Origin of the sequence: Bradyrhizobium dasycarpum, assembly GCF_042019905.1 — a bacterium.
Classification (GTDB): domain Bacteria; phylum Pseudomonadota; class Alphaproteobacteria; order Rhizobiales; family Xanthobacteraceae; genus Bradyrhizobium; species Bradyrhizobium japonicum_B.
The window spans coordinates 6,739,007-6,762,891 of the sequence record NZ_CP169574.1 but is presented as its reverse complement, the minus strand read 5'-3'; the positions used below and the strand labels follow the sequence as shown (position 1 = coordinate 6,762,891).

Here is a 23,885-nt window from a genome sequence, read left to right as displayed (position 1 = left end):
CAAGGAGAATCCCATGAAGAAGCTCGTCTTGGCATCGGCATGCATCATGGCGCTGGCGACCGGTAGCGCCGTCGCGCAGACACAACCCGCCCCGGGCGCCTCGGGCCAGAGCGACGTCGGCCCCTCCTCGCGAGGTCCCGCCACCAAGGGCATGACGACCGGACGCTCGTCGAACATGCAGAACGAGGCCAGCGACGGCAAGGGTGCGCAGCAACCATCAGTCGGCGGCACCAATACGAACAGCACGGGCGGCCAGACCGGCGGCAGCGCGGGCGCCGGCAAATAGTCGGAAGATCGAAAATCCCGCTTCGCCGTCCTTCGCCTTCGAAGCAGCGTGCGTGACGCGGCTATTGTGGTCGCGTCACGTCGGCGGCGGCCGAGGACGCTCGGACTTCACGGCGATTGGTCTGTCGGTGATGACTGACACTTCATCAGGTCACCCACCGGCACCGACCACTCTGTTTGATGTTCTGCAATTGATCTCGGCTACATTGACAGAGGTGTGACGGCCGGGGCAGTTTTTCACATTGCTGGCGAATCAGCGATTGCTTCACGCCGAGTATCTCTTGGACAACGCCTAGTGCTTTCGAGACTGATATCGTTGCTGCGCCGTATCCCTGCGGTGAAATGGGCGTTCACCCGGCTTCGGCCCGTGCCGCAGGGCGGTAGCATTGACGCCACACCGCCCGCAGCAGACGTCTCGTCCATCATTGCCCAGGACATCGAGATCCAAGATGTCCCGGCCCAAAACGTTCCGACCCAAGACGTTCCGGCACAAGACGTCGCGGAAGTCGCTTCGACTCAGGTCGCCGAAATTAGCACGGCCTCGCGGCTCGACGAGGCCGTGAGCGAGGACGCGGCTCCGTCCGCCGAGGATGATGCCGCGATCTCCGTCATCGCGGAGAGCCCACCGGCAGCGCCGACCGAGGCCGTCGCCGGCGACGATTCCGCCCGGCACGCGCCGTCCGACATTGAGCCGGTCGTCGAAGAGAAGGCTTCGGCCGCCGAGATCGAAACCACGGCGGAAGATGCTCCCGAGCCAGCCATCAGCAACGATCCGGTCGCGGCCGAGGCCGCAGTGGAGACATCGCCGTCGCCCGACGCGGTCGGGCGTGATCCGCTTGATGGCCCCGCCCTTGCTGTAGACGACGATCGCTCCTCTGATGCCATCGTGGACGTTGAGCGAAGCGGAGACGCGCCGTGCGTCACGTCTGCCGATGCCGACGTCCTGGCAGAGCCTGTCTCCGAGACCGATGTCGACAGCGATCCTTCGCCGGACGATGCGGCCGCCCTCGCGCCGGTAGTTGCGGAAAGTGCTGCGCCCGTCGCGGCGGTGGCCGCAGAGCACGACCCCGCCGACACGGCCAGCGTCATCACCGAGATCGCGCCGGCGCTCGTGTCGCCTGCTCGGGAAGTCCGCAGCGTGCCGAAGGTTCGCGCGAGAGCCGCGGAGCCCGCCGACCGCACCGCGCTGATCCGGCAGCGCTGGGCGGAAAGCGGGATCAGGATGTGGAATCCGCGGCTTCACGGCACCGGCGAAGCCACGCTGAACATCCAGGGAAGCGTCGGGCTGTTGCCGCCCGCCCCCGGCGAGACGATGCCGCGCTATGACAAGCTCGAGTTCAGGATGCTTGGCGGACAGATCGTCTGCGAGGGCGTCATCGTCGAGGCTCCCGCGCAGGCGAGCCAGCGCAGTTTCACGCGGCTCGCCGAGCCTGCGAAACTCGAGCGAGGCCGCGAACCGGCCCGGGAGCGCCAGGCCGCTCTGGCCTGATCCTCTACTCCTGCAACGAAAGCCGCGATGTGCTCGGCTGATATTCCGACAACGGAGATCGCTGTGCGCCAGCTCGTCGCTTCTGGTCGTGATCGCCGCCTTTTGCGTCTTGCAGCCGGGCTTTCCTAAAGCGCAGTGTGTTTTGGTGAACCGATGCGTAACGAGAGCGCAGATCACTTCCCCCGGGCGAGGAGAGGTGGGGCATGACGTTGCGCCGACACGCATGGTTAGCAGAACGTAGCCGCAGCTTCTTGCCGGACCTTGCAGCCGATGCGCCCGCTTCTGCGGCCCCTTATCGTTAACGCGGCCTCACCGACGCCTGCGAACGGAAGAGACGCTGTGGCGCCCGACCCTGTCCGTCGGTGCGCGTCAATCTAACGCGCCCTTTACCCCCGTCATGCAAGATCGCCGGCGTTTTCAGGATAGCCGGGGCTCGTATTTTCAATGCCTGTTGCAGATTTGAAGTCTCTTCTCGCCGCCGCAATCCGGCTGTTTCGCGTTCCGGCCGACAATCCGGATCTGATGCGCGCGCAGTTCGGCGCCTTCTCCAAGCAGGTCCCGCTGCTCTACTTCATCCTCATGAGCAACACGATCGCGGTGGCCTACACCTATATGAACGTGGCGCCGGACTGGCTGACGATGATCGTGCCCGGCGTGCTGACCGTGCTCGCAGGCTTGCGGGCCTATTGGTGGCTGCGCCAGCGTCACCTGGTGCGCAGCGACGCCGACATCCTGCGCAATCTGCGCGCGACCAACTGGCTAACCCTGCCGATCGGCGCCGGATTCACCGCCTGGTCCTTCGCGCTCTATCCCTACGGCGATCCCTTCGCCAAGAGCCAGGTCGCCTTCTACATGGCGGTCACGGTGATCGGCTGCATCTTCTCGCTGATGCATCTGCGCTCGGCGGCGCTGATCGTGACGCTGATCGTCGACGTGCCTTATGTGCTGTTCTTCTTCGCCACGGGCGAGCCGACGCTGAAGGCGACGGCCGTCAACAATCTCCTGGTTTCCGGCGCGATGGTAACGGTGCTGTTCATCTATTACCGTGATTTCGCCGATCTCGTCGCCAGCCGCAAGTCGCTGCTTGCGCAACAGGCGGCGACGCAGGCGCTCTCGGACGAGAACTTCCGCCTCGCCAATCTCGATTCCCTCACCGAGTTGCCGAACCGCCGCCGCTTCTTCGCCGAGCTGTCGAGCGCCTTTGCCGACGCCGAGCGCAGGCACGTTCGCGTCGCGGTCGGGATCATCGACCTCGACGGCTTCAAGCCGATCAACGACAATTACGGTCACTCGGTCGGCGACCGCGTCCTGATCGAGGCGGGCCGGCGCATCCGCGAGGTCTGCGAGGGCTTTGGCCCGCAGCGCGTGGAATTCGCCCGGCTCGGCGGCGACGAGTTCGGCCTCATCGTCTGCGGCGACCCCGAGGACGCGGACCTGACGCGGCTCGGCGAACGCATCGGCGATCGGGTCAAGCTGCCCTACCACCTCGACACCGCTCATACCGGCTTGTCCTGCTCGATCGGTTTTGCATCGTTCCCGGACTCCGCGACGACCTCGGAAGCGCTCTATGAATGCGCCGACTACGCGCTCTATCACGCCAAGCGCCATCAGCGCGGCCGCACCGTGATCTTCTCGAGGCGAGCTCGAGGCCGAGATCCGCAGCCGTGGTGTCATCGAGAATCTGTTGCGCACCTCCGATTTCGGCGCCGAGATGGAGCTGGTTTTCCAGCCCATCGTCGATGCCATGAGCGAGCACACCGCAGGTTTCGAAACGCTGGCGCGCTGGCACAGCCCACGTCTGGGCTGGGTCTCTCCGGCCGACTTCATTCCCGCCGCCGAGCGCATCGGCCTGATCCGTCCTTTGACACAGGTGCTGCTGACGCGCGCCCTCGCCACGGCCAAAACCTGGCCCGACGACCTCCACCTGTCGTTCAACCTGTCCGCCCACGACGTCTGTGCCGCCGAGGGCATATTGCCGCTGATCTCGATCATCGAGAAGAGCGGTCTGTCGCCCCGCCGGATCGACTTCGAGATCACCGAGACTGCCGTCACTTTCGATTTCGTCCGCGCGCAGCAGTCGATCGCCACGCTGAAGGCGATGGGTTGCGGCATTTCGCTGGACGATTTCGGCACCGGCTATTCGTCATTGAGCCACGTGCACCGGTTGCCGCTCGACAAGATCAAGGTCGACCGCAGCTTCGTCGCCGAGATCAACGAGAATCCGGTCAGCCACAAGATCATCAAATCGCTTGCGGGTCTCTGTGACGACATGGAGATCGCCTGCGTCGTGGAGGGCGTCGAAACCCGCGCCCAGCTCGACAGCCTGCGCCGGCTCGGGTGCGATTTCATCCAGGGCTACTATTTCGCGAAACCCATGCCGGCCGCTGCGATCGTCGAGTACCTGGCCAATGAACGCCAGCGCCTCGACGGCCGCGGAGCCAAGGTCGTGGCCTGAGGCGCCGCTACTTCGCAAGGCTCGGCAGATCGAGGCCCTTGTCGCGCGCGCAGTCGATCGCGATGTCGTAACCGGCGTCGGCGTGACGCATCACGCCGCTGGCGGGATCATTCCACAGCACGCGTTCGATGCGCTTCGCAGCCTCGGGCGTGCCGTCGGCGACGATCACCATGCCGGCGTGCTGGGAATAGCCGATGCCGACGCCGCCGCCGTGATGCAGCGAAACCCAGGTCGCACCGCTGGCGCAATTGAGCAGCGCGTTCAGCAGCGGCCAGTCGGATACCGCGTCCGATCCATCCTTCATCGCCTCGGTCTCGCGGTTGGGGCTCGCGACGGAACCGCTGTCGAGATGATCGCGGCCGATCACGATCGGCGCTTTCAACTCGCCGCGCGCCACCATCTCGTTGAAGGCAAGGCCGAGGCGGTGACGATCGCCAAGACCGACCCAGCAGATCCGCGCCGGCAGGCCCTGGAATTTGATGCGCGCCTTGGCCATGTCGAGCCAATTGTGCAGATGCTTGTCATCAGGCATCAGCTCCTTGACCTTGGCATCGGTCTTGAAGATGTCCTCGGGATCGCCCGACAATGCAGCCCAGCGGAACGGTCCGACGCCGCGGCAGAACAGAGGGCGGATATAGGCGGGCACGAAGCCCGGGAAATCGAAGGCGTTCTTCAACCCCATGTCCTGCGCCATCTGGCGGATATTGTTGCCGTAGTCGAGCGTCGGAATGCCCTGCGCGTGGAAATCCAGCATGGCCTGGACGTGCTCGACCATCGAGGTCTTGGAGGCACGCTCGACCGCCTTCGGATCGGACGCGCGCTTGGCTTCCCACTGGGCGAGGGTCCAGCCCTTCGGCAAGTACCCGTTGATCGGATCATGCGCGCTGGTCTGGTCGGTGACGATGTCAGGCTTGACGCCACGGCGCACCAGCTCCGGGAAAATCTCCGCGGCATTGCCGAGCAGGCCGACCGAGATTGCCTTCTTCGTCTTCGCGGCATCCGCCATGATCGCCAGCGCTTCGTCGAGATTTGCGGCCTGGCGGTCGAGATAGCCGGTGCGCAGGCGCATCTCGATGCGGCTCGGCTGGCACTCGACTGCGAGCATCGAGGCCCCCGCCATGGTCGCGGCCAGCGGCTGCGCGCCGCCCATGCCGCCCAGGCCGGCGGTGAGAATCCACTTGCCGGCGAGGCTGCCGCCATAGTGACGTCGCCCGACCTCGACGAAGGTCTCGTAGGTACCCTGCACGATGCCCTGGCTGCCGATATAGATCCACGAGCCCGCGGTCATCTGGCCGTACATCATCAGGCCCTGGCGATCGAGCTCGTTGAAATGATCGAGCGTCGCCCAGTGCGGCACGATGTTGGAGTTCGCGATCAGTACCCGCGGCGCGTCGGTGTGGGTACGGAACACGCCGACCGGCTTGCCGGATTGGACCAGCAGCGTCTGGTCGGCTTCGAGCTTGCGCAAGGCAGCAACGATCCGGTCGAAACTCTCCCAGTCGCGCGCGGCACGGCCGATGCCGCCATAGACGACGAGCTCGCTCGGACGTTCCGCGACGTCAGGATCGAGATTGTTCATCAGCATGCGCAAGGGGGCTTCCGTCAGCCAGCTCTTGGCGCTGATCTCGCTGCCGCGCGGTGCGCGGATGGTGCGGTCATTGTCCAGTCGGCGGTTCATGCGGACCTCAAATCAAGTCTCGGAAACGGATCGGATGGAAGCGCTCTGAGCGCGGTAGCGGGCAGAGTGTCGGCCTCGACCAGCGCAGCGGCCTTGGCGAGATCACCGGCCATGTAGCGATCGGCACCCAGTGCGGGCACCTGCTCCCGCAATGCGGCGATGACGGCAGCCAGCGGCCTGCTCGTCGCATGCGGCGCACGCAGCGTGATGCCTTGAGCGGCAACCAAGAGCTCGATGCCGAGGATGGCGGCGAGATTGTCGGCCATGTCGGACAGCCGTCGCGCGGCGTGCGCCGCCATCGAGACGTGGTCTTCCTGGTTGGCGCTGGTCGGCGTCGAATCGATCGAGCAGGCAGCTGCGCGCTGCTTGTTCTCGGCATAGAGCGCGGCGGCCGTCACCTCGGCGATCATGAAGCCGGAATTGATGCCGGGATCAGGCGTGAGGAACGGCGGCAGGCCGAAATTGAGCGCGGGATCGACCAGCGTCGCAATGCGCCGCTCGCTGATGGCACCGATCTCCGATAGCGCCAGCGCGATGGCATCCGCGGCAAAGGCGACCGGCTCGGCGTGGAAGTTACCGCCGGAGACGATCTCACCGGTCTCGACCAGCACCAGCGGATTGTCGGTGACGGCGTTGGCCTCGACGATCAGCGTGCGCGCGGCTTGCGTGATCAGATCGAGCGCGGCGCCCGCGACCTGCGGCTGGCAACGCAGGCAATAGGGATCCTGCACGCGTTCGTCACCATCGAGATGCGACAGCCGGATGTCGCTGCCCTCGAGCAGCGCGGTCAGCGTCGCTGCCGCCGCGATCTGCCCGGCATGGCCGCGCAGCGTCTGAATTTCGGGACGGAACGGAGCCGTCGATGCCATCGCCGCATCGACCGACAATGCGCCGGTGACGAGCGCGGCGCGCGCCAGGCGGAATGCACGCAGCACGCCCGATATGGCGTAGGCGGTCGAAAATTGCGTGCCGTTGATCAGCGCCAACCCCTCCTTGGGGCCGAGCGTCAGCGGCGCAAGGCCGGCAGCTGCCAGCGCTTCAGCGCCGGACACGGTTTTCCCGTCAACGATCGCCTGCCCCTCGCCGATCATCACCGCGGTCATATGCGCGAGCGGGGCGAGATCGCCGGAGGCGCCCACGGAGCCCTGCTGCGGCACCAGCGGATGGACACCCCGCGCCAGCATGTCCTGCAGCTGCTCGATCACCGCGCGGCGCACACCGGAGGCGCCACGGCCGAGCGAGATGATCTTCAGCGCCATCATCAGGCGAATGATCGGCTCCGGAGTCGCGGGGCCGACGCCGCAGCAATGCGAGACGATCAGGTTGCGCTGGAGCAGTGCGGTCTGGTCGGGCGGAATGCGCTTCGAGGCGAGCTTCCCGAACCCGGTGTTGATGCCGTAGACCGGCGCAGCGGCTTGCGCGGCCTTCGCGACGATCTCGGCAGCCGCCTCCACGCGCGGCCAGAACGACGGATCGAGCACGACAGGAGCGCCCGCAAGCACGCCCGCGAGATCGGCGAGGCTGACCGCTCCCGGCGTGACGACGATCGCTGCGCCCTGCTCCGTCACTGGCCCCTCCACACCCGGCAATGCAGCGGATTGAAGCCGATGCGGTAGACCAGCTCGGCAGGCCGCTCGATGTCCCAGATGGCGAGATCGCACCATTTGCCGGCTTCCAGCGTGCCGGTCTCATCGAGGACGCCGAGTGCTCGCGCCCCCTCGCGGGTGATTCCGGCAAGGCACTCGGCCACATTCATCCGGAACAACGTCGCGCCCATGTTCATGGTGAGCAGCAGCGAGGTCAGCGGCGAGCTGCCGGGATTGCAATCGGTTGCGAGCGCCATGGGAACGCCCTGCCTGCGAAAGGCCTCAACCGGCGGCTTCTGCGTCTCTCGAATAAAGTAGAACGCGCCGGGCAGCAGCACGGCGACAGTTCCGGCTTTCGCCATCGCGGCGGCGCCGGCCTCGTCGGTATGCTCCAAATGATCGGCCGACAGCGCCGAGAATCTCGCAGCAAGTGCCGCGCCGCCGAGGTTCGACAGCTGATCGGCGTGGAGCTTGACCGGTAGCCCGAGCGCTCTCGCGGTCTCGAACACAAGCGCCGTCTGCGCGGCCGAGAACGCGATACCCTCCATGAAGGCGTCGACAGCGTCGGCGAGGCCCGCCTTCGCAACGGCCGGCAGCATCTGTTTGCAAACGAGATCGATATAGCGATCCTTGTCGCCATCAGCTTCCGGCGGTAGCGCGTGGGCGCCGAGAAAGGACGTGCGGATCGCAACCGGCCGCTGGCGACCGAGGCTGCGCGCGGCCGCCAGTTGTCGCATCTCCGTCTCGGTGTCGAGGCCATAGCCGGATTTGATCTCGACGGTGGTTGCGCCCTCGCCAACCAACGCGTCGAGCCGCGGCAGCGCGCTCGCGACCAGCTCGGCCTCGCTCGCCTTGCGCGTCGCCGCCACCGTCGAGACGATGCCCCCGCCGGCGCGCGCGATCTCCTCGTAGCTCGCACCTTTCAGGCGCAGCTCGAACTCGTGCGCGCGGTTGCCGCCATAGACGAGATGGGTGTGGCAATCGACGAGGCCGGGCGTGATCCAGCGCCCCTCGCAATCGATCCGCTCGATCGCGTCCGCATCCGCGGGAAAGTCCGTCGCCGCACCGGCGTAGCTGATACGGCCGCCGCGCGCGGCGACGACGCCAGGCGCGATCTCGCCGAGATCGGGACGGTCGGCCCGCATCGTGGCGAGACGGGCATTGTGCCAGATCCGGTCGAAGCGCTCTGCCATGCAACGGTCCCTTCGCGGATGTTCCTGCGTCCTTGGGATGCTTGACTTATATGTCTAGACATATAATCGTACGGCGGTTCTGTCCAGCCGGCGTGTAATCAATCATGACCCGACTGCATTTCGCCTCCGCGCTCCTGCCCTCGGGCTGGGCCAATGACGTGCAGGTGGTGATCACCGCCGGCGCGATCGCGGTGGTGACCGCGGGCGTGCCGCCTGCCGCCGGCGACGAGCGCCACGCCATCGCACTTCCCGGTTTGGCGAGCCTGCACAGCCACGCCTTCCAGCGCGGCATGGCGGGTCTTGCGGAGCTGCGCGGCGACAGCACCGATACGTTCTGGACCTGGCGCGAGACGATGTATCGCTTTGCGCTGGCCATGTCGCCGGACGACGTCGCGGCCGTTGCGACGCTGCTTTATGTCGAGATGCTGGAGCGCGGTTTTACCCGCGTCGGCGAATTCCATTATCTGCACCACGACCGCGACGGCTCTCCCTATGCCGATATCGCGGAGATGGCCGCGCGGATCGCAGAGGCTGCCGAGGCATCGAGCATTGCGCTGACGCTGCTGCCGAGTTTCTATGCGCACGGCTCGTTCGGCGGCGCTGCGCCGCAGGCCGGCCAGCGCCGCTTCGTCTGCTCGGTCGATCAGTACGCGGCGCTGATGACGGCGTCGCGCAAGGCGATCAGCGCGTTGCCCGACGCCAACATCGGCATCGCACCGCACAGCCTGCGCGCGGCGACGCCGGACGAGCTCGCGGCTATCGTTCCACTCGCGAACGGCGGACCGGTGCACATTCACGCCGCCGAACAGGTGAAGGAAGTCGAGGATTGCCTGGCCTGGTCGGACCGGCGTCCCGTGCAGTGGCTGCTGGAGCACGCGCCGCTGGACCGGCGCTGGTGCCTCATTCATGCGACCCACATGACGGATGCGGAAGTCGGCGCATTCGCCGGGACTGGCGCGGTCGCCGGGCTCTGCCCCATCACCGAAGCAAGCCTCGGCGACGGCATCTTTTCCGCCCGCGAATTTCTTGCTGCCGGCGGCGCATTCGGTATTGGCACCGATTCCAATGTGCTGGTCGGCGTCGCCGACGAACTGCGTCAGCTCGAATACGGCCAGCGGCTCAAGCACCGCGAACGCAACGTGCTCTCCGCCGGCGCCGGCCGCTCGACCGGGCGCGCGCTGTTCGACCATGCGCTCGCGGGTGGCGCGCAGGCGCTGGCGCAGACGACGATCGGCCTTGCGCCCGGCGCGCGCGCCGACATCGTCACGCTCGACGCCGCACATCCCTCGCTGGCGGGGCGCCAGGGCGATGCGGCTATCGACGGCTGGATCTTTGCCGCCGGCAGCGGCGCGATTGATTGCGTTTGGGCCGGCGGCGCCAAGGTCGTCGAAGGCGGCCGGCACAGGCTGCGTCAGGCGGCGCGCGAGCGCTTCAACGCGGCCGTTCGGAGGCTCGTTGCATGAGCCTCGCCACCGATGCCGCCGACAAGCCGACACTCTACAAGCGGATTCGCGCCGACATCGAGAAGCGCATCCTGACCGGCGAGTGGCCGCCCGGCCATCGCATTCCGTTCGAGCATGAGCTGGTGGCGCGTTACGGCTGCTCGCGCATGACGGTGAACAAGGCGCTGTCCGAGCTCGCGCAGGCAGATTTGATCGAGCGGCGGCGGCGGGCCGGCTCATTCGTGCGCCGGCCGCAGCACATGTCGGCGGTGCTCAAGATCGCCGACATCCGCGCCGAGATCACCGCGCTTGGGCGCGCTTATGGCTATGAGCTGATCCAGCGCAAGCTGCGCCCCGCGACCGCTGCCGACCGTGATCGTCTGGGCGTGAAGAAGGCCGGCAAGGTGGTTGCGGTCACCTGCCGGCACAGCGCCGACAACGTGCCGTTCGCCGTCGAGGACCGGCTGATCGACCTGTCGTCCGTGCCTGACGCCGCGACCGCGGATTTCTCGCGCGAGCCGCCCGGCTCGTGGCTGCTTCACCACGTCCCGTGGACGGAGGCCGAGCACACGATCAGCGCCATCATTGCCGACGAACATATGGCGGACGCGCTCGCGATCGCCGTCGGCGCGCCCTGTCTGGTGATCGACCGTTACACCTGGCGCAGCGCGCGCACGATCACCGCCGTGCGCCTGCTCTATCCAGGTGACTCTCACCGCCTTGTCGCGCGATTCAAGGGAGGCTGAGGGGATATGTCGGCACAAATCGTGCAACGCTTCGAGCAACGGCCCATCGGGGCCGATATGAAGATCAACAGGACGTCAATCCACCGATCGGCAGAGGACGACAATCATGCGTAATTCGACGATATTTGCGACAATCATTGCTCTTGCGGCCGCCACTCCCGCGCTCGCCGACGACGTCAAGGTCGGCGTCGGCATCTCCGGATGGACCGGCTTTGCGCCGCTGACGCTGGCGAAGGAGGCCGGCATCTTCAAGAAGAACGGCCTCGACGTCACCATCAAGAAGATTCCGCAGAAGGACCGTCATCTCGCCATCGCTTCGGGCGACATCCAGTGCGCGGCAACGACCGTCGAGACCTGGATTTCCTGGAACGCCAACGGCGTTGCGACCAAGCAGATCTTCCAGCTCGACAAGAGCTACGGTGCCGACGGCATGGCCGTACGCAACGGCGTCGCCGCGATCAAGGACCTGAAGGGCAAGACCGTCGCCGCCTCCGCGCCCGGCACCTCACCCTATTTCGCGCTGGCCTGGATGCTCAAGAAGAACGGCTTGTCGGTGAAGGACGTCACCGTCGTGAACCTGGAGCCGGCCGCCGCCGCACAGGCCTTCGTCTCCGGCCAGAACGACGCCGCGATGACCTACGAGCCCTATCTGTCGACGGTGCGCGCCGCTCCCGACAAGGGCAAGATCATCGCCACCACGCTGGACTATCCGATGGTCATGGACACCTTCGGCTGCACGCCGAAATTCCTCACCGACAATCCCAAGGCCGCCAAGGCGCTCGCCGACAGCTATTTCGAGGCGCTCGACATGATCGCCAAGGACCAGGCCAAGGCCTATGAGATCATGGGCGCCGACGTGAAGCAGACCGGCGAGCAGTTCGGCAATTCGGCGAAATATCTGCGCTGGCAGGACAAGGCCGCCAACCAGAAGTTCTTCGCCGGCGACTTCCTGGCCTTCAACAAGGAGGCCGCCGAGCTTCTGCTCGAGATCGGCATCATCAAGTCCGCGCCGAAGGTCGAGGACCTCTACGACGCCAGCTTCATCAAGTAAGTCGCTTCAGGAGCTGCCGGCTCCGTCTCGCGGCGGGGCCGGCAGATCCGTTCACTGCCCGGATAATCGTCGATGCGTCCCCTGGACCCTGTTACATCGAAGCAGCGCGTGGCCTATGGCCTTGCGTTCTTCGTGCTGTTCGTTGCCCTGTGGTCATGGGCGACGCTCGGCGGCTATGTCTCGAAGACCTTCCTCGCCAATCCCCTCACCATGGTGCAGGAAGGCTATGACCTCCTCGCCAAGCAAGGCTTCGTCTACGACATCGGCATGACGATCTGGCGCGTCGTCGGCGGTTTTGCGCTCGCCGCGGTCATCGCGGTGCCGCTCGGCGTACTGATGGGCGCCTACAAGCCGGTCGAAGCCTTCCTCGAGCCGTTCGTGTCGTTCGCCCGCTATTTGCCCGCTTCCGCCTTCATCCCGCTGCTGATCCTGTGGGCCGGGATCGGCGAATTGCAGAAGCTGCTCGTCATCTTCATCGGTTCGGTGTTCCAGGTCATCCTGATGGTCGCCGTGACCGTCGGCGCGACGCGGCGCGATCTGGTCGAGGCCGCCTATACGCTGGGCGCCGGCGATCGCGGCATCATCCGCCGCGTGCTGCTGCCCTCCTCCGCGCCCGAGATCGCCGAGATCCTGCGGCTGGTGCTCGGCTGGGCCTGGACCTATGTCATCGTCGCCGAGCTGATCGGCTCCTCCTCGGGCATCGGCCACATGATCACCGACAGCCAGGCCTTGCTCAACACCGGTCAGATCATCTTCGGCATCATCGTGATCGGACTGATCGGCCTGCTCTCGGACTTCCTTTTCAAGGCCTTCAACGCCTGGCTGTTTCCGTGGAGGCTGGCATGACGATCCTCAAGATCGAGCAGGTCTCGCGCACCTTCCCGGCGCGCCATGGCAACGCGCCGACCAGGGCGCTGGAGCCGACCGACCTCGTCATCGGCAACAACGACTTCGTCACCATCCTCGGCCCCTCCGGCTGCGGCAAGTCCACCCTGCTGCGCATCGTCGCCGGCCTCGACCGTCCGACCAGCGGGCGCGTCACGCTCGACGGGCGCGAGGTAGCCGGCCCCGGTGCCGATCGCGGCATGGTGTTCCAGTCCTACACGCTGTTTCCCTGGCTCACCGTGCGCGAGAACATCGCCTTCGGCCTGCGTGAGCGCGGCGTGCCCGAGGCGGAGCGCCACAGGATCGCCGATGCCTTCATCCGCCAGGTCGGGCTGTCCGGCTTCGAGAATCATTGGCCGAAGCAGCTCTCCGGCGGCATGCAGCAGCGCACGGCGATCGCACGCGCGCTCGCCAACGATCCCAAGATCCTGCTGCTCGACGAGCCGTTCGGCGCGCTCGACAACCAGACCCGTGCCTTGATGCAGGAGATGCTGCTGGGGATCTGGGAACGCGACCAGAAAACGGTGCTGTTCGTCACCCACGACATCGAGGAAGCGATCTTCCTCGGCAGCCGCGTCATCGTCATGAGCGCGCGCCCCGGCCGCATCAAGGCCGAAATCGATGTGGACCTGCCGCATCCGCGCTCCTACAAGATCAAGACGACGCCGGAATTCGTCCAGCTCAAGGAACGGCTGGTCGAGGAGATCCGCACCGAAGCGCTCAGGGTTGCCGAACATGCCTGACACTCGCGCCGACGGACATCGCGTGCTCGCCGATCTCCATGCGCTGCGCGCCTTTGGCGCCTACAAGACTGGCGTGCACAAGCCGACCTTCTCCGAGCCGCACAGGCTTTCGCTGGAATGGCTCGTGCAGAAGCTGCCAGAGGCCAATCTCTCCGCGGCCGTAGACGGCATCGGCAATGTCTTCGGTACCAGCGCCAAGCCCGGGCCGAAGCTGCTGGCAGGCTCGCATCTGGAAAGCCAGAATTACGCCGGCTGGCTCGACGGCCCGCTTGGCGTCGTCTACGCGTTGGAGGCTGCGCGCGTCCTGAACACCGATCCTTCCTTCAATGGCGCGGTGGAAGTCGCCGCCTGGTGCGACGAGGAGGGACACTTCGGACATTTTCTCGGCTCGCGCTCCTATGTCGGACAGGTCACCGAGGCCGACATCGACGCCGCGCGCGACCGCACCAGCGGCCGCACCATGCGCGAAGCACTTGCCGACATGGGCCTCGCGGGACGCCCGCGCATCACCACCGAACCGGGACGGCACGTCGGATATCTGGAAGCTCACATCGAGCAGGGCGACACGCTTGAAAGCGGCCGCCTCGCGATCGGCGTCGTGACGTCCATCGTCGGCATCTGGCAGTACCGCATCAATTTCACCGGCGAGCAAAATCACGCCGGCACCACGCGCATGGCGGTGCGCAAGGATGCCGGGCTGGCGCTCGCCAAGTTCTGCGTGGCGATCGACGAACGTTTTCCGGCCGCCTGCGGTCGGCGCACGGTCTGGACCACGGGGCGCATCACGCTCGATCCGGGCGCGCCGAGCATCATTCCGGGCGGCGCCGAGATGCTGTTCCAGATCCGCGACGACGATCCCGCCGTAATTGCCAGGCTGGAGCAGCTGCTGCGGACCATGGCGGACGAGGCCAGCGCGAGCGGCCCGTGCACCGTCACCGTCGAGAAGCTGCGCACCGGCGCGCCCGCCATGATGAACGCAGGCTTTCAGGATGCGATCGAAGCCGCAACCAAGGCCATAGCCGGTGGACGATGCGTTCGCATGCCCAGTGGCGCCGGCCACGATGCGCAGATGCTCGCGACCGTGATGCCCGCGGGCATGCTGTTCGTGCCATCGATCGGCGGAATCAGCCATCACTGGAACGAGAACACGGCCGACGCCGATATCGTCACCGGCGCAGAGGTGTTCGTCGATGCCTGCCGGCGGATCCTGGCGGGTTAGAACGACGTCCCACCGCCGAACCTGAACTCCTGCACGACGTCGTATTTGCCCTTCGTGATCGGCACGGCATAGTCGAAGCGCAACGGTCCGAACGGAGAGGCCCAGATCAGGCCGATGCCGACCGAGGATCGCACCGTGCTGCCGTCGTCATATTGCAATCCGCAGGTCGGGCACGCCTTGGTGTTGACTTCGCCCGTGGCCGACCACGAGGTCGGTCCCTGATAGCCCCAGAGCGATCCGGCATCGGCGTAGACCGCGCCCTTCAGGCCGACTTCCTTGGGTAGGAACCAGAACGGCATCTGCAGTTCCGCGGACGCGCCCCAATATTTCGTGCCGCCGAGCGCATCGCCGCTGGCGCCGAAACCGTAGTAGGTGATGTCGCGCGGCCCGATGCCGTTCGAGGCGAAGCCGCGCACCAGATTCGGTCCCATCTGGAAGTGATCCAGCATGCGCAGATCCCGGTCACCGAGCTTGCTGAGCAGGCCGCCCTGGAGGTGAATCACGCTGACAATCTCGGAGACGAGCGGCGTGTAGTATTTGGTGTCCAGCGCGGTCTTCAGATAGGTGACGTCGCCGCCGGCCCCGGCGAAATCCTGCCGGAAGTCGACCAGCAATCCGTCCCTCGGGTTCTTGGTGTTGTCGAGCGTGTTGTAGGTCAGCGTGTAGCCGAGCGACGAGGTCCAGATCGCGCCGTTCGCCAGCTCCTTTCGAACCGGCAGGCTCGACTCGCCGTCGCCGTAGCAGCCGTAGCCATAGACTCCCGAGCTCGTGGAATTGGTCGGATCCGCGCCGCCCAGGACACTCTGGATGTAGGCCGGCGTCGGATTATAGGCCAGCGAGGCGTTCGACGCGTTGTTGTTGCAATTGTTGTAGGCGCTGGCGAGCGAGATGCTCTGCTGGTAGAGCGAATAGCGCAGCTGCAGAGAGAGATCCTCGCGCAAGGCCAGCCCGATGCGGGGGGAGAAACCGAGGGTCGTCACGCCATAGCTCGTATAGCTGTTCGCCTTCTGCTCCTTCCAATAGGTATCGAACCCAAGCGCCAGCCGGTAGTCGAGCAGATAGGGCTCGACGAACGACAACGATACCCCCGCGAATATTGGCCGTAGCTGACCGATGCCTTGGCATAAAGCCCGCGGCCGAGCAGGTTGCGCTCGGAGATCGAGACTTCCGCCAGTGCTCCGTCGGTGGTGGAATAGCCACCCGAGATCGAGAAATCGCCGGTCGACTTCTCCTCCATGTCGACGACCAGGATCACGCGATCACTCGAGGAGCCGGGCTCGGTGACGATCTTGACGCTCTTGAAGTAGTCGAGGTTCTTCAGCCGTCGCTCGGCGCGGTCGACCAGCGCGCGGTTGTAGGCGTCCCCTTCCGCGAGGTCGAATTCGCGGCGGATCACGTAGTCGCGCGTGCGCGTGTTGCCGCGCAGGTTGATGCGCTCGATATAGGTCCGCGGACCCTCGTCGACGTTGAACACGACGGAGACGGTGTGCGCCTCGAAATTGCGATCACCGCCGGGACGGACCACGGCAAACGCATAGCCCCGGCGCGAGGCCTCGATCTGCATCTCTTCGGTCGACTTCTCGACCAGTTCGACGTTGTAGAGCGAGCCGGCGCTGACGCGCGAATAGGTGCGGAGCGAGGCCGCGTCGAAATTGGGAATGCTCGAGCGGAAGTCGACGGAGCCGATGCGATATTGAGCACCTTCCTCGATCTTGAAGGTCACCAGAAAGCCCTTCTTCTCCGGATCGTATTCGGTGAGCGCGGCCACGACCTGGACATCGGCGTAGCCGTTCTTGAGGTAGAAGCGGCGGATCAGGTCGCGGTCGGCCTCGACGCGATCGGGATCGTAGACGTCGTTGTTGCCGAGGAAGCTGAGCAGGTTGCTTTCGTGCGTCTTGATGACGTCGCGCAGGCGCGAGGCCGAGAACGCGCTATTGCCGATGAACTCGACCGACTTGACCGAAGTCTTTGCACCCTCCTCGACCGTGAAGATGAGATCGACGCGGTTGTTCGGCTGCTCGATGATCTCGGGCGTGACGCGGACGTCGTAACGGCCGGAGCGCCGGTAGATCTCGGCGATGCGCAGCGTGTCGGACTGCACCAGGGCCCGCGAAAAGGTCCCGCGCGGCTTGGACTGGATTTCCGCCGAGAGCTGCTCGTCCTTGATCTTCTTGTTGCCCTCGAAGGCGATGCGGCCGATCACAGCATTCTCGACCACCGACACCACGACGCGGCCGCCGGCCTGATTGATCTTCACGTCCTGGAACAGGCCGGTCGCGATCAGCGCCTTGAGCCCGTCATCGAGGGCGGATTGATCGAGACGCCCGGCTGGACCGGGCTTGAAATAGGAGCGGACCGTCTCGGTCTCCACGCGGCGATTGCCTTCGACGACGATCGCCTGCATCGCCTGCGCGGCCGCCGGCTGCGGCAATAGCGCAAGCGGAAGTGCGCTTGCAATCGATACGGCACTCGTCGCCACGACGATCAGCCAGGCCCGCAAAAACGACATTCCACACCTCAACAAAACCTCGCCTGCTCTGAGACGAGACAGCTGTGGCCGCGGTGTGGCCTGAAGATTGCTGATTTGTTTCCGGTCGTTGAATTTGATTGGACGATCAGCAGCGTCAGCGCCGCGGCCGCGATGACCGCGCACACTGCGCGCGGCGACCGATCCGGCTCGAAGCTGCCGCGCAGGCGCCCTGCCCATGCAGAGGCTCAGCAACATCGCGCAACGCCGGGATTCTTTACAGCCACTTAAGCCGGTGCGAGAGGCGGCCGTATCACGAACTCGCACAGGATGTTGTCCGATGAACGCGCTTGTCACGACCAGAGCAGTGCTGGCCGTCCTCCTCGCCTCGACCTTGACCGCTCATCCCGCCACTGCCGGCAAGCGCGAGCCGCCGCGGGCGACCCAGGATGCGGTTTACGAGTACGGCCCGCGCGGCCCCAATCGGTCCTACCAGTCCGGTCCGCGCACGCGCATCTATGTCAGCAAGCGATCGTGGCTTGACGGCGGCACCGAGGTGCTTCCCGGCGAGCGCAAGTTCACCGACTATGCCCTCCCGCCCGGCGCCTCGTTGGCACGCGGCAACAACAACCGGCCGCTCGACCGGCAGCCGCTGAGCCCCGACTCGGACCTCGGTGGATTTGCGCAGCGGATTCCGATTTCGTGGTGAGTCGAGCTGTCGTGTCCCGGACAAGCCGCAACGCGCAAGCGTTGCGGTGCAGAGCCGGGACCAGGGCGACACGGCACATTGCCGCGACATGGGCCCCGGCTCTGCAGCGCATCGCAAGAGCGCTGCGCTGCGTCCGGGGCACGAGAGCGGTGTGGGCGAGGCGGTAGGCTGCTTCCTCCCATCACCACTGTCATTCCCCGCCACCGGGTCTCGCCTTCGGCGAGCCCGATGACAGGCTCCGGCGGGGAATCCAGTACGCCGCGGCTTCTCGGTTCAATCACTGCGGCCTCTGGAATACTGGATCGCCCGGTCAAGCCGGGCGATGACAGCGCGTGTGTGGTGACAGACATGCTTCGTCGCTCTCGCGGCGCAATTCGCCCGAGTTTTGCTTGATCACTCCACCCTCAAAGCCAAGAGGGCGCAGGGAAGGCCGGGTGCTGACATCGCACCCGCGGTCTGCTGCGCGAAAATGCACACGCAGGAAGAACCGCACAGCAGCATACAGGTGGTGCCGATCACTCGGCCTTCCCTGCGCGATGGTCGGACGGCTTATGCCGTGCTCTCCCGGGAGCCGAACTTTCCTTCTGGCCTCCCTCGCCGTTCGAATTGGCGATGCCGTCCGCCCGGTTGGGCTCGCGCGCATCTTCGATCCGGCTTGACCGTAGCAACGACGGCCAGGACCACACGGTTTTGCCGTACGCACGGCCCGCCCTGTCGCCGCAGTATTCCCAGCCCTGTCGACGGAGCCGGAAACTTACAAGCGAGACGAAGCCTAGCAGCGCCGTTCGTCTGCACGCGGCCACGGGCTCACAGGGACGACCCGCCCTGCCCGCACCTCTCATGCCGACGCTGCCGCGTCCACCGCAAGCCCGGCTCGCGATCAAGACGACCTCGAGATCGCCCCTCCTGGTTGAGCCGGGATGGGCGACACATACGCCAAAACCGAATTTCGATAAAGCGAAATATTTTCGCGCGGGTGGATTGACAGGGGGCGACACAGGCACGCCGGCGCGCCCGGAACATCAGCTCTTCGGCCGCGCCGAGACGTCCGGCAACACCTGTTTACATTCAGCAACATTCCGGCTGCCGAAAGGCCACGATCGGCCGGCTAGTGGCGGTTGCTTCGCCCTCTCCCATAGGACCGTGGAAATCCCTCCGGACCGAGGCCCATGGATTTCGACCGATTTGATGCCGCCATTCCCGTTCGTCGCTAGCCCCCCGCCATCTGCCATGAAGGCTCACCGTCCGCCGTTGCGCAGCCCCGTGTCGCGCACCGGGTCAGCCTGCATTGCGCTGATGCTGATCAGCGCCTTGGCCGGCTGCGCGGTAGGCCCGGATTATGCCGGCCCGCCCAGGCTCGCCCTGCCCTCGCACTGGAGCAGCAACACCGCCTCGCATCGGGACGCCGGCAAGCTCGACCGCTGGTGGCTGCGTCTGCGCGATCCCCTGCTAAACCGACTGATCGAGGAGGCCGTTGAAGCCAATCCCGACGTCGCGAAGGCGAAAGCAGTCGTGCGCGAGGCGCGCGCCACGCTGCAACAGACGGCGGCAGGCCTGTTTCCGTCCGTGAGCGGCACGGCTTCGGTGACCAACAACAAGACCAGCGCCGGCTCCTCGTCCGTCCTCGTCGACAGCGCGCCCTACTCACTTCACCAGGCCAGCTTCGATTCGAGCTGGGAGCTCGACCTGTTCGGCGGCACGCAGCGAGGCATCGAGGCGGCGCTGCGCAGCGCGGAGTCCGCCGAGGAGGATCTGCGCGACAGCCTCGTCACGCTGATCGGCGACGTCGCCGCCTATTACGTCGAGGCGCGCGGCTACCAGGCGCGGATCGCACTGGCGCAGCGGACCGCGGTCTCGCAGCGCGACACCGAAAAGCTCACCCGCAGCAAATACGAGGCCGGCAGCGGCAACGCGGTCGATCTCGCCAAAGCCACCGCGCAAGCCGCAAGCACGGAGGCCAACGTTCCGACCTATCAGGCCGCGCTTGCAGCCGACATCCACCGGCTCGGGATCCTGCTCGGGCGACCGCCGGACGGCGTCGCCTCGCTGCTGGCACGGTCCGCGCCTGTGCCAGCGCCGCGCATGCCCCTGCCCACGGGCCTGCCCGCCGATCTCCTGATGAGCCGCCCCGACGTCGCCAGTGCCGAGCGCAAGCTGGCGCAAGCGACCGCCAAGATCGGCCAGGCGGAGGCCGACCGTTATCCGGCGGTGTCACTGACCGGTTCGGTCGGCACCTCGGCGATACGTGCCGGCGATCTCGCCAAATATTCGAGCCTGAGCTGGTCGGTCGGCCCCTCGATCACGGTGCCCGTGTTCGACGCGGGCAAGCGCATGGCCACCGTCAGGATTGCGGAGGCGCAACGCGACCAGGCGTTTGCTACATTCCATTCGACCCTGCTCACCGCACTCGAGGACGTCGAGAACGCCCTGGTCTCGCTGTCCCGCGAACGCGTGCGTGCCACCAAGCTGACGGAAGCGGCCAGGAATTACCGCGAAGCCGCACGGCTGTCGCGCTCGCTGTTCGAGACCGGCAGCGCCAGCTTCATCGACGTGCTGGACGCGGAGCGTTCGCTCTATTCGGCCGAGGATTCGCTGATCCAAAGCAAGGTGTCGGCGGCCAAGGACTACATTGCGCTGGCAAAAGCGCTCGGCGGCGGCTGGTCCGATCCGGTCGACGTGTCGAGGCCGATCATCGTGGACACCAACACGGGACCTCACTTGCGAGAGACGCCGAAGTGACCGAGATCATCACCGCCAAACGTCTGAAGATCGCCGCGGCGATCGTTGCCGTCGTGGCCACCGGGGTGGTCGCGGCCACGCGCTTTCCGGGAACGGCGAGCAAGGCGCAGTCCTACATCACTGCGCCGGTGACCGTCAGCGATCTGCGCGAGGAGGTGCTCGCCAGCGGCACGCTGAAGCCGGCGCGACTGACCGCGGTCGGCGCACAGGTGTCGGGCCGGATCACAGCCCTCAACGTCCGCGTCGGCGATACGGTGAAGGCCGGCGACGTCATCGCCCAGATCGACCCCGTCACCAAGCAGAACGATCTTCGCAGCTCCGAGGCGTCGCTGAAGAACTACCGTGCGCAGAAGCTGGAGAAGGAGGCCGCGCTGGTCCTGGCGGAGGCGAACCTCGCGCGCCAGCAGGCGACATTGGCGCAACGCGCCACCTCGCGCAGCGATTTCGACAGCGCGGATGCGACGGTGCGGCAGACCCGGGCCCAGATCGCAGCGCTCGAAGCCTTGATCGTCGGGGCGGAAGCCAGCGTCGAGACCGCGCGCGTGAACCTCGATTATACCCGCATCACCGCGCCGATCGACGGCACGGTGCTCGCCACCGTGGTGCAGGAGGGACAGACGGTCAACGCGGTGCAGTCCGCGCCGACCATCGTCGTGCTCGGCCAGCTCGAGACCATGACGGTACGGGCGGAGATCTCCGAGGCCGACATCGTCAAGGTCAAGCCCGGACAACCGCTCTATTTCACCATCCTCGGCGACCAGGACCATCGCTATGAAGCGCGGCTGGAGCAGATCGAGCCGGCCCCCGAATCGATCAAGAGCGACGCCAGCTTCTCCTCGACCACCACCAGTTCGACGTCGAGCACGAGCTCGTCGAGCTCGACCAGCACGGCGATCTATTACATCGGCGTCTTCAACGTCCCGAACAAGCAGCTTTCGCTGCGAACCTACATGACCGCCGAGGTTCACATCGTCACCGGCGAAGCGAAACGCGTGAAGGTGGTTCCCGCCCTCGCCGTCATGCGCAAATCTGATGGCCGCAGCACCGTCCGCACCCTCAGCGCATCCGGCGAGGTCAGCGAGCGCGAGGTCAAGACCGGCCTGAACGACCGCAACATCGTCGAGATCAGATCCGGTCTCGACGAGGGCGAGCGGGTCGTCACCGGAGAGGCCAGCGAGCAGAGCGCATCGCGCGGCATGGCGGGCGGCCCGCCCGGAGGCCTCTGACATGGCCGATCCGATCATCGCACTCGAGATCGTCCGGCGGGAGTTCGCGGCCGGCGACGTCAGCGTGGTCGCGCTCGACGACGTCTCGCTGAGCATCCAGCCCGGCGAGATGGTGGCGATCATCGGCTCGTCCGGATCGGGCAAATCGACGCTGCTCAATATCCTCGGCTGTCTCGACCGCCCGACATCCGGCACCTATCGCGTCGCCGGTCAGAACGTCTCCGAGCTCGACGCCGACGCGCTGGCGGCGCTGCGCCGCGAACATTTCGGCTTCATCTTCCAGCGCTATCATCTGCTCGGCGACCTCTCGGCCGGCGAGAATGTCGAGATCCCCGCGATCTATGCCGGGATGAAGGCCCGCGAACGCCGCACGCGCGCCGAGCAACTTCTCGCAAGACTAGGCGTCAACGACCGGCGCGGCCATCGCCCGAACCAGCTCTCCGGCGGCCAGCAGCAACGGGTCTCGATCGCACGTGCCTTGATCAACGGCGCCGAGGTCATCCTGGCGGACGAACCCACCGGCGCGCTCGACCGGCGCAGCGGCGAGGAAGTCCTGAAGATCCTGAAGGAGCTGCACCGCGAGGGGCGGACGATCATCATCGTCACCCACGATGCCGATGTCGCCGCGCGGGCCGAGCGCATCATCGAGCTGCGGGACGGCAGGATCGCTTCCGATCGCCGCACCGAGACGACGGATACTCCGGAGCGGCCTGTCGCCGTCTCGCGGACGCCGTGGGTCAACGTCCCCAGCTGGTCCGGCGCCTTGCGCCGCCTGCGCGAGGCCTCGCGGATGGCGCTGGTGGCGATGGCCGCGCACCGGCTGCGCGCCTTCCTCACCATGCTCGGCATCATCATCGGCATCGCCGCGGTGTCGTCCGTGGTCGCGCTCGGCAACGCGTCACAGCGCAAGGTGCTGTCCGACATTTCGAGCCTCGGCACCAACACGATCGAGGTGTTTCCAGGCAAGGATTTCGGCGACGCGCGGGCCGGCAAGATCAAGACGCTGGTGCTGGACGACGCCCGCGCGCTCGACCGGCAGGACTTCATTGCCGGGGTCACTCCGACGGTCTCGACCAGCACCACGGTCCGGTATCGCGGCAACGAGTCCAACGTGCTGGTGAACGGCGTCGGCGAGAGCTATTTCCAGGTCAAGGGTGCCAAGCTCGCGAAGGGCCGCCTGTTCGACACCGACGCGATCCGCAACATCGAGCGGCAAGCCGTCATCGACGACAATACCCGCAAGACGTTCTTCGCCGACGACCAGACCTCGGGGATCGGCCGCGTGATCTGGCTCGGCAAGGTGCCGTGCCGCATCGTGGGCGTGATCGCCCAGCAGCAGGGCGGGTTCGGCTCGAACCAGAACCTGTCGGTCTACCTGCCCTACACCACCGTGCAGGCCCAGTTCACGGGCGATCATTCGCTGCGCAGCATCCTGCTGCGGATCAGCGACGATATCTCGACCAATCTGGCGCAGGACGCGGTGACGACGCTGCTGACGAAGCGGCACAACACCAGGGATTTCGTCATCCTCAACACCGACGATATCCGCCGCACCATCACCAGCACGACGCAGACGCTGGCGTTCCTGGTGGCGGCGATCGCGGTGATCTCGCTGGTCGTCGGCGGCATTGGCGTCATGAACATCATGCTGGTCTCCGTGTCGGAACGGATCAGCGAGATCGGCGTGCGCATGGCGGTCGGCGCCAGGCGCAGCGACATCCTCCAGCAGTTCCTGGTGGAGGCGACCCTGATTTCGTCGATCGGCGGCATCGCCGGCATTCTCGTGGCGATGCTGCTCGGCCTTGCCATCAACCTTGCCGTGCCCGGCTTCGAGGTCAGCTATTCGACGTTCTCGATCGGCGCGGCGTTCCTGACCTCGACCGGAATCGGGGTCGCCTTCGGCTTCTTCCCGGCCCGCCGCGCCGCGTTTCTCGACCCCGTTGTGGCGCTGAGCCGCGACTGACCCTAGGAT

15 protein-coding genes and 2 pseudogenes are annotated in these 23,885 nt (G+C 66.0%); 13 read left to right on the top strand and 4 right to left on the bottom strand.

All coding sequences use genetic code 11. From position 1 onward, the window contains the following. The first annotated feature begins 13 nt into the window (after positions 1-13). The 3 genes and pseudogenes from ACETMP_RS32215 (at position 14) to ACETMP_RS32205 (ending at position 4,229) form a co-directional block, all read left to right on the top strand. Entirely contained in the window at positions 14-286 is a 273-nt protein-coding gene (locus ACETMP_RS32215; protein ID WP_375159292.1) for a hypothetical protein, read from the top strand. A 315-nt stretch (positions 287-601) separates the two neighbouring features. Further along, complete coding sequence (locus tag ACETMP_RS32210; RefSeq protein WP_375159291.1) at positions 602-1,774, top strand: hypothetical protein; 1,173 nt, start codon at positions 602-604, stop codon at positions 1,772-1,774. Between the two features lie 444 nt (positions 1,775-2,218). Further along, positions 2,219-4,229: pseudogene (locus ACETMP_RS32205) on the top strand (putative bifunctional diguanylate cyclase/phosphodiesterase). Between the two features lie 7 nt (positions 4,230-4,236). Here ACETMP_RS32205 and hutU read toward each other — a convergent pair. From hutU to hutI, 3 genes are read right to left on the bottom strand one after another with little or no spacing between them, the layout of a single operon-like run. Continuing rightward, a complete protein-coding gene (gene hutU / locus ACETMP_RS32200) occupies positions 4,237-5,907 on the bottom strand; it encodes a urocanate hydratase (protein WP_375159290.1) in 1,671 nt (556 codons plus the stop codon). Continuing rightward, a complete protein-coding gene (gene hutH / locus ACETMP_RS32195) occupies positions 5,904-7,475 on the bottom strand; it encodes a histidine ammonia-lyase (protein WP_375159289.1) in 1,572 nt (523 codons plus the stop codon). The genes hutU and hutH overlap by 4 nt, the downstream gene beginning before the upstream one ends. Then, positions 7,472-8,686: an imidazolonepropionase gene (gene hutI / locus ACETMP_RS32190; RefSeq protein WP_375159288.1), complete on the bottom strand. Its 1,215-nt coding sequence runs from the start codon at positions 8,684-8,686 to the stop codon at positions 7,472-7,474. The genes hutH and hutI overlap by 4 nt, the downstream gene beginning before the upstream one ends. A gap of 104 nt (positions 8,687-8,790) precedes the next feature. Here hutI and ACETMP_RS32185 point away from each other — a divergent pair, with 104 nt between their 5' ends. The 6 genes from ACETMP_RS32185 (at position 8,791) to ACETMP_RS32160 (ending at position 14,772) form a co-directional block, all read left to right on the top strand. Beyond that, on the top strand, positions 8,791-10,149 hold the full coding sequence (locus tag ACETMP_RS32185; RefSeq protein ID WP_375159287.1) for a formimidoylglutamate deiminase: 1,359 nt from the start codon (positions 8,791-8,793) through the stop codon (positions 10,147-10,149). Then, complete coding sequence (gene hutC / locus ACETMP_RS32180; RefSeq protein WP_375159286.1) at positions 10,146-10,874, top strand: histidine utilization repressor; 729 nt, start codon at positions 10,146-10,148, stop codon at positions 10,872-10,874. The genes ACETMP_RS32185 and hutC overlap by 4 nt, the downstream gene beginning before the upstream one ends. Before the next feature lie 106 nt (positions 10,875-10,980). Next, positions 10,981-11,925 carry an ABC transporter substrate-binding protein gene (locus ACETMP_RS32175; protein ID WP_375159285.1) on the top strand — a complete coding sequence of 315 codons (945 nt, stop codon included), beginning with the start codon at positions 10,981-10,983 and terminating at the stop codon, positions 11,923-11,925. A gap of 72 nt (positions 11,926-11,997) precedes the next feature. Next, positions 11,998-12,771, top strand: a complete 774-nt coding sequence (locus tag ACETMP_RS32170; RefSeq protein WP_375159284.1) for an ABC transporter permease — start codon at positions 11,998-12,000, stop codon at positions 12,769-12,771. Next, positions 12,768-13,553 carry an ABC transporter ATP-binding protein gene (locus ACETMP_RS32165; RefSeq protein ID WP_375159283.1) on the top strand — a complete coding sequence of 262 codons (786 nt, stop codon included), beginning with the start codon at positions 12,768-12,770 and terminating at the stop codon, positions 13,551-13,553. The genes ACETMP_RS32170 and ACETMP_RS32165 overlap by 4 nt, the downstream gene beginning before the upstream one ends. Next, positions 13,546-14,772: a Zn-dependent hydrolase gene (locus tag ACETMP_RS32160; protein ID WP_375159282.1), complete on the top strand. Its 1,227-nt coding sequence runs from the start codon at positions 13,546-13,548 to the stop codon at positions 14,770-14,772. Before ACETMP_RS32165 ends, ACETMP_RS32160 begins: the two co-directional genes overlap by 8 nt. Here the strand turns inward: ACETMP_RS32160 and bamA are convergent. Then, positions 14,769-17,281 (bottom strand): annotated as a pseudogene (gene bamA, locus ACETMP_RS32155) (outer membrane protein assembly factor BamA). The gene ACETMP_RS32160 and the pseudogene bamA sit on opposite strands and share 4 nt — an antisense overlap. Positions 17,282-17,579: 298 nt before the next feature. On the opposite strand from bamA, the gene ACETMP_RS32150 reads away from it, so the two are divergent. The 4 genes from ACETMP_RS32150 (at position 17,580) to ACETMP_RS32135 (ending at position 23,876) form a co-directional block, all read left to right on the top strand. Beyond that, positions 17,580-17,948 carry a hypothetical protein gene (locus ACETMP_RS32150; RefSeq protein ID WP_375159281.1) on the top strand — a complete coding sequence of 123 codons (369 nt, stop codon included), beginning with the start codon at positions 17,580-17,582 and terminating at the stop codon, positions 17,946-17,948. Positions 17,949-19,244: 1,296 nt separating this feature from the next. Continuing rightward, entirely contained in the window at positions 19,245-20,687 is a 1,443-nt protein-coding gene (locus ACETMP_RS32145; protein WP_375159280.1) for an efflux transporter outer membrane subunit, read from the top strand. Further along, positions 20,684-21,913, top strand: coding sequence for an efflux RND transporter periplasmic adaptor subunit (locus ACETMP_RS32140; protein WP_375159279.1), 1,230 nt, complete (start codon positions 20,684-20,686; stop codon positions 21,911-21,913). The genes ACETMP_RS32145 and ACETMP_RS32140 overlap by 4 nt, the downstream gene beginning before the upstream one ends. 1 nt (position 21,914) lies before the next feature. Further along, complete coding sequence (locus ACETMP_RS32135; RefSeq protein WP_375159278.1) at positions 21,915-23,876, top strand: MacB family efflux pump subunit; 1,962 nt, start codon at positions 21,915-21,917, stop codon at positions 23,874-23,876. The last annotated feature ends 9 nt before the right edge of the window (positions 23,877-23,885 follow it).